This is a genomic window from Streptomyces sp. NPDC091289 (assembly GCF_044757365.1).
GTDB lineage: Bacteria > Actinomycetota > Actinomycetes > Streptomycetales > Streptomycetaceae > Streptomyces.
Map to the genome: position 1 here is coordinate 1 of NZ_JBIVUT010000049.1, position 6,284 is coordinate 6,284.

The 6,284-nt window shown below is 69.2% G+C and carries 7 protein-coding genes; 5 read left to right on the forward strand and 2 right to left on the reverse strand.

The window, feature by feature from the left end; all coding sequences use genetic code 11:
- Both ACIQPT_RS37235 and ACIQPT_RS37240 read left to right on the forward strand, forming a co-directional pair.
- A partial coding sequence (locus ACIQPT_RS37235) for a hypothetical protein (RefSeq protein WP_401162757.1) occupies positions 1 to 283 on the forward strand: 283 nt, incomplete at its 5' end.
- 124 nt (positions 284 to 407) lie between these two features.
- Positions 408 to 1,154, forward strand: coding sequence for a thioesterase II family protein (locus ACIQPT_RS37240; RefSeq protein WP_401162759.1), 747 nt, complete (start codon positions 408 to 410; stop codon positions 1,152 to 1,154).
- A 25-nt stretch (positions 1,155 to 1,179) separates the two neighbouring features.
- Here the strand turns inward: ACIQPT_RS37240 and ACIQPT_RS37245 are convergent, their stop codons facing one another.
- Positions 1,180 to 1,908, reverse strand: coding sequence for a TetR/AcrR family transcriptional regulator (locus ACIQPT_RS37245; protein WP_401162762.1), 729 nt, complete (start codon positions 1,906 to 1,908; stop codon positions 1,180 to 1,182).
- 127 nt (positions 1,909 to 2,035) lie between these two features.
- Here ACIQPT_RS37245 and ACIQPT_RS37250 point away from each other — a divergent pair, with 127 nt between their 5' ends.
- Positions 2,036 to 2,233 carry a hypothetical protein gene (locus ACIQPT_RS37250; RefSeq protein ID WP_401162764.1) on the forward strand — a complete coding sequence of 66 codons (198 nt, stop codon included), beginning with the start codon at positions 2,036 to 2,038 and terminating at the stop codon, positions 2,231 to 2,233.
- Positions 2,234 to 2,532: 299 nt separating this feature from the next.
- Here ACIQPT_RS37250 and ACIQPT_RS37255 read toward each other — a convergent pair whose 3' ends face one another.
- Positions 2,533 to 3,147 (reverse strand): TetR/AcrR family transcriptional regulator, encoded by a 615-nt coding sequence (locus ACIQPT_RS37255; protein WP_401162766.1) that lies wholly within the window; start codon positions 3,145 to 3,147, stop codon positions 2,533 to 2,535.
- 157 nt (positions 3,148 to 3,304) lie between these two features.
- Here ACIQPT_RS37255 and ACIQPT_RS37260 point away from each other — a divergent pair, with 157 nt between their 5' ends.
- Both ACIQPT_RS37260 and ACIQPT_RS37265 read left to right on the forward strand, forming a co-directional pair.
- Positions 3,305 to 4,963 carry an MFS transporter gene (locus tag ACIQPT_RS37260; protein ID WP_401162771.1) on the forward strand — a complete coding sequence of 553 codons (1,659 nt, stop codon included), beginning with the start codon at positions 3,305 to 3,307 and terminating at the stop codon, positions 4,961 to 4,963.
- Positions 4,964 to 5,432: 469 nt separating this feature from the next.
- A partial coding sequence (locus tag ACIQPT_RS37265; protein WP_401162768.1) for a beta-ketoacyl synthase N-terminal-like domain-containing protein occupies positions 5,433 to 6,284 on the forward strand: 852 nt, incomplete at its 3' end.

Here is a 6,284-nt window from a genome sequence, read left to right on the forward strand (position 1 = left end):
CTTCGACTACCCCTCCGTCAGCGCTCTGGCCGGGTTCCTGGACACTCAGCTCACCGACCAGCACACACCCCCACCCCACACCCTGCTCACCACCCTGGGCGGGCTGGAGGAGCGCATCCGGGGCGTCAGGGAGGACGACACGCTGCGAGGGCAGATCACCGAACAGCTGCAGCGACTCCTTGAACTGACCGGCGCCGGTCCGAACGAGGGCCACGACGCCACCGACGACCTCGACTCCGCCAGCGACGAGGAGCTCTTCGCGCTGGTCGACGGAGCCGAGTAACCGTCCACCGGCGTGCGGGCGGCCGACCTGGACGAACGGGCCGGGTCGGCCGCCCCGTACACCCACAGCGTGCGGTGCTCGCACGGGGCAGATCGAACACACGACAGGAAGAGGACACCGAACGATGGGCACTGACCGATGGATACGCCGGATGGGGTCGCCGGGATCGAGCGACGTCCGGCTGGTGTGCTTTCCGCACGCGGGCGGCGCCGTCACCTCTTTCACCGGTCTGGCGCGGGCGCTGGCGCCAGACGTCGAGGTGTTGGGAGTGCAGTACCCGGGCCGCCAGGACCGTCACCGGGAGCAGCCGGTCGGGAACATTCCCCGGATGGCCGAGGCGATCGGCGGGGAACTGGCTGAACTCCTCTCCGACGGGCGGCCGTGCGCGCTCCTCGGTCACAGCATGGGCGCGCTCGTGGCGTTCGAAGTGGCTCTGCTGATGCGTGGGGGGCAGGCGTCGAAGGACATCACGCGCCTCTTCGCCTCGGGCCGCGTCGCGCCGGCTGGGGGACCGATCCCCGGAGACCTGGTGAGCGGGGATGAACTGCTGACCGAACTGCACCGGATGGGGGGCATCGGCGCGGACGTCCTGAACGACCCCGAGGTGCTCGCGATGATCATGCCGGTGGTGGAGGCCGACTACCGGGCGCTGGCCGCGTACCGCATGACTGCCGGCTCTTCGCTGGACTGCCCGGTTACCGTGCTGACCGGAGACGCGGACCCGGTCGTCTCACCGGAAGAGGCGGCACGGTGGCAAGACATCACCTCGGCCCCCACGCAGCTGCACGTCTTCCCGGGGGGCCACTTCTATCTCCAGGACCAGATCGCGCAGGTCGCGGCAGTGGTGCGGGAGTCACTTCTTCCCGGCTGACCCTCCCTGCGCCGACCGCCCAGGGTCAGCCGGCAGCAGGCTCGTACGTCAGGTTGTGCGCGGCGCACAGCTCGTAGAGGTTCTCCTCGAACACCGGCTCGAGGTCGCTGTAGGCGAAGTCGAGCTGGCCGAGGATCTCCATGCACAGCAGGCCGTAGAGCTTGATCCAGCTCGACAGGAACATGTGCAGGGCCTCGGGCGGGAGGGTGCTGTTCGTCCGGGCCGAGTAGTCGGTCATCTGCCGCTGGGTGGACGGCGCCAGGTCGGCGAAGGGCCTCACCGGGTATGGGGCCTTCTTCCACACCTCCCCGAGCTGGTCGAGGAAGACGCTCTCGAACTGCTGTCCCGCCTGCTGCCGGGGCGACTCCTCGTCCGGCTTGGCCGCCGACGTCACCGGGCTCGCGAACAGCCAGCTGAACTCATTGGGGTGTTCGAGGGCCCAGGCGCGCATCGCCCGGCACGTCAACAGCAACCTCTTGCCGGGACGGTCGGGCGGGCAGGTGTCCCGCGCCGCCATCATCGTCTCGGTCAGTTCCTGGTAGAAGTCCGTGATGATCGCCTCGACCAAGGCGTCATGGCTGTTGTAATAGCGGTACACGGCCGGGCCGCTCATGCCCATCTGCCGGGCCACAGCATTGATCGTCACTCCGGACGGTCCGTGCTCGCACAGCAGCTGACGGGCCGTCGTGCGGATTTCGAGAAGTGTGGCCTGTCGACGCTGTTGCACCCGAGGGCTTGCCGTTTGCTGGCCCATGGTTCTTCCTCGCAATTGTCGCCATTGACGTGGTAGCTGGCCTATGGTTTGTTACAGTGGATAACTTAAGTCAGCGCCTACAAATACTACTGAGTGCAGCTTGAGCTGTCCACAGTCAAGGTGTGGAGTGACGATGCTGAACAGGTCCGAGGACTGGCGGTTCGCGGTGGCTGCCCTCGTGCTGGTGGCGGGGGGTGTCTGGGGTGTCTCCCGGGCGCTGTCCGTGAGAAACGCGCAGATCGCCCGGCTGATCGACGTGCTGGATGCGGCGGTCGGCGGCGAAGCCGTGAGTCAGGGGCGCCTGCAGGAGGTGCGGCGGCGCTGATCCGGGCCAAGTGCGGCCCGACGTCAAGAGCCGGCGCGCGCTCATCCCCCGAACGCTGCGCGCCCTGGCCCGTCGGCCCCCGCCGACGGGCGGAATACCGAGGTTGTGAACGGGGCTTCGGGCCCCCACGGCCAGCGACGAAAACCCGGTCGGTCACCGTTTGCTGTCGTGATATCGCTCAGGGCTCGATGCCGTACGTCCTGATGCCGCCTGCGGCCTGCTGAAGGCCGGCTCATCGAATCCCGTGCGCGGTGCGTCGACTGCCGCCGGCCCCGTACGGGCCCCGGCGGCACCGGACCTCACTCGTCAAGAATTCTCGCCATCAACGCGTTGGCGCGGGCGTGCGGCATGCCCGCCGCGCAGAGCAGGGTGACCGTGGTGGCGCGGCCCGCCTCCTCGGGGCGCACCTGCCCGTTGTTGGTGGCCTCCATCACCGAGAACAGCACGCCCTCCAAGACGTAGCGCAATCCCTCCGCCGGTAGCGGCGACGAGAACGACCCGTCCTCCAGGGCGCGTTGGATGAGCTGCGTGCCGGCCTTGTGGACGGCGCCCAGGCGGTCGCGGATGCCCTTCATCGTGAGGCTCTGCTGCGCGAGGGAGAGCAGGAGGCGATAGCGGTCGACGACCTCCCAAACGGCGAGAAGCGAGCGGGCCAGTGCCTCGGCCGGCTCCGTCACCCCCTCGCGGCCCGCGGAGTGGGCCTGCTCCACCGCCGCGATGGCCTCCCCGATGATCGCCTCGACCAGCGCCTCGCGGTTGGGGAAGTGCCCGTACATCGTGCGCCGCGACAGGCCGGCCGCGAGGGCGATCTGGTTCATCGACGCCTCCGGGGTGCGCAGCAGCTCGGTGAGGGCGACCTCGAGGATGTGCCGGCGGTTGGCTTCGGCCCTCAGGGTCGATGCGTGTGGTTGCATCCCCCTAGTTTTACATCTGTGTGCAAGTACGGCTACATTCACACCTGTGTGCAACTAGTCGTCGCGCTGCCCCGGGCCCGCTCACAGGCCGTCGCGGGGCCGCATCGAAAATGGAGGGGGAACCGTGCCGTTCATCGTCAACGAGCCGGTCGAGCGGATGAGCAGGCCCTATGCCCGACGCTGGTGGGCTCTGCTGGTGCTCTGCCTCAGTCTGATGATCTCCGTCATGGCGAACACCGCCCTGACGGTCGCAGCACCGGCCATGACCCGGGATCTCGATCTGTCCAGCTCCGACCTGCAGTGGGTCATCGATGCCTACACCGTCCCCTACGCCGCCCTGATGTTGTTGCTCGGCGCGATCGGTGACAAGTACGGACGTCGTGGTTCGCTGGTGGTCGGGCTGTTCATCATGGCCGCGGGAGGTGTGGCCGGCTCCTTCGCGGACACCTCCGTCCAAGTCATCGTCGTCCGCGCGGTCATGGGCGTCGGCGCAGCCATGATCATGCCCGCGACGCTGTCGCTGCTCGCGGCGGTCTTCCCGCGCGAGGAGCGGGCCAAGGCGATCACTATCTGGGCGGCGACCTCCGGGCTCTCCATCGCCGCCGGTCCGCTGATCGCCGGTGTACTGCTCAAGGACAACGGCTGGGAGTCCACGTTCCTCATCAACGTTCCGGTGTGCGCCGTCGCCATCCTGGCGGCGTACGTCCTGGTGCCGCCGTCGAAGGCCGGTGACCGCGGCCGGATCGACTACGGGGGCGGCGTGCTCTCGGTGGTCTGGTCCGGCGCCCTCATCTACATGATCATCGACGGCCCCCACTTCGGCTGGGGCGCTTCGGCGTTCACCGCGGCGGCGATCGCCGCGCTCGGCCTGCTCCTGTTCGTCTGGTGGGAGCTGCGCCATCCGCGCCCGATTCTCGATGTGCGCAAGTTCGCCGAGCGCGCCTTCGCCGGTGCGAACCTCGGCGTCGCGGCCTTCTTCCTCGCCGTGTTCGGAGTCTTCTACTACCTCACGCAGCACTTCCAGTTCGTCTTGGACTACGACCCACTGGAGACCGGCGTCCGTATGCTGCCGCTGGCGCTCGGCGTGTTCGTGGGCGCCGCGCTGACCGGTGCGCTGACGCCGCGTCTCGGCGCCCGTGTCATGGTGACGGTCGGCATGGTGGGCGGCACGGCGGCCCTGGCCCTGCTCATCGGCGTGGAATCGGGCTCCACCTACGGGGACTTCGTGGCTCCGCTCGCCCTGCTCGGCGTCTCGCTGGGCCTCACCGTCTCCCCGTGCACGGACACGATCATGGGCGCCTTCCCCGAGTCGGAGCTCGGCGTCGGCGGCGCCGTGAACGACACTTCGCTCGAGCTCGGCGGATCGCTCGGCATCGCGGTTCTCGGCTCGACGCTCGCCTCCTCGTACGCGGCGAACCTCACCGACGCGACCAAGGGGAGCAAGGTGCCGCCGGAGGCGCTGGAAGCCGCGAAGGACTCGGTCGGCGCGGGTAACGCCGTGGCCCAGTCCTTCCAGGACAGGGCGGAACAGCTGACCGAGCAGGCCGCGAAGGCCCCGGCTGCCGACGCCGCCGCGCTCAAGCAGCAGGCGGCGGAGTTGGCGCAGGGCTCGTCCCGGATGGCCGACGCGGTCGGCTCAGCCTTCTCGGACGCGGTGTCCCACACGAGCCTGGTCGGCGCGGTCGTCCTCGGAACTGCCGCCGTGGTCGTGGCCGTGCTGATGCCCCGGAAGGGCACCGAGCCGCAAGCGCCCGCCGCGGCGGACACTCGCCCGGTGCCGGAGCAGGCTCCGCTGCCCACGAAGGTCGGCCGGTGAGCCGCGTGGCGCGGTCGGCGCCCGCCTTGACCCCGCGTGGGTGAGCCGAACGGCGCACGCTCGGCACACGCATGGACATCGCCCGCGACGGCGGCCCGGAGGTAAAGCTCCTTTCGGTCCGCTGCCGCGGGCGAAGTGCGTTCCGGAATATCGCCGCGCCGACGCCGACCACCGCCCTGCGGCCGCGACGGCGCCTCCGGCACCACTCGCTGGAACAACGCCCACAACTCGTCCGGCACCAGCCGTTGATGATCCCCACCATGACCGACGACCTGCCAAGTCATCCACCTGGGATGACCTCTGAGGGAACCCCGCGGTAATGAACCGCTCTGGCCTCCCCTGCGGCTGCGGTTACTGGCTCATGACTGAGTCCGGTTTATGGTCTGCGTGAAATTGGCGCAGCGAAATTCGGCGCGTTCGTCGTCGTGGGGAACAGTAGCGATGCGGAAAAATTGGCGGTTGAATTCCGATGGCTGACGAGAAAGAGCTGCGCGAGTACCTCAAGCGCGCGGTCGTGGACGCGCGCGACGCCCGTCGGCAGTTGCGTGAGGTGGAGAACCGGGCGAGCGAGCCGATCGCGATCGTGGGGATGGCCTGCCGGTTCCCGGGCCGGGTGAGCAGCCCGCAGGAGTTGTGGGAGCTGTTGCACCGCGGGGAGGACGCGATATCGCCCTTCCCTGCCGACCGGGGCTGGGACGAGGACGTCTACGACCCCGACCCGGACCGCGCGGGCAAGTCCTATGTGCGCGAAGGCGGATTCCTCGAGGATGCCGCCGATTTCGAGCCGGAATTCTTCGGAATGTCGCCCAGGGAGGCACTGGCGGCGGACCCGCAGCAGCGGCTGCTGCTGGAGACTGCGTGGGAGGCGATGGAGAACGCGGGCGTGGTTCCGGCCGCGCTGCGCGGCAGCCGCACCGGCGTCTTCGCCGGGCTCATGTACCAGGGCTTCGCCGCGAGCTTCCTCGACGACATCCCCCTCGACGTCCAGGGTTACGTCGCGGGAGGCGCGTCCAGCAGCATCGCCGTGGGCCGGGTGGCCTACACCTTCGGTTTCGAGGGGCCGGCGGTGGCCCTGGACACGGCCTGTTCGTCGTCGTTGGTGGGCATCCATCTCGCGGCGGCGGCGCTGCGCCGCGGAGAGTGCGACCTGGCGCTGGCCGGGGGTGTGACGGTGATGGCCACAACCACGTCGTTCGTGGAGTTCTCGCGGCAGCGGGCGTTGTCGCCCGACGGGCGGTGCAAGTCCTTCGCCGCCGCGGCCGACGGTACAGCCTGGTCCGAGGGTGCGGGTCTGGTGTTGCTTGAGCGGTTGTCGGACGCG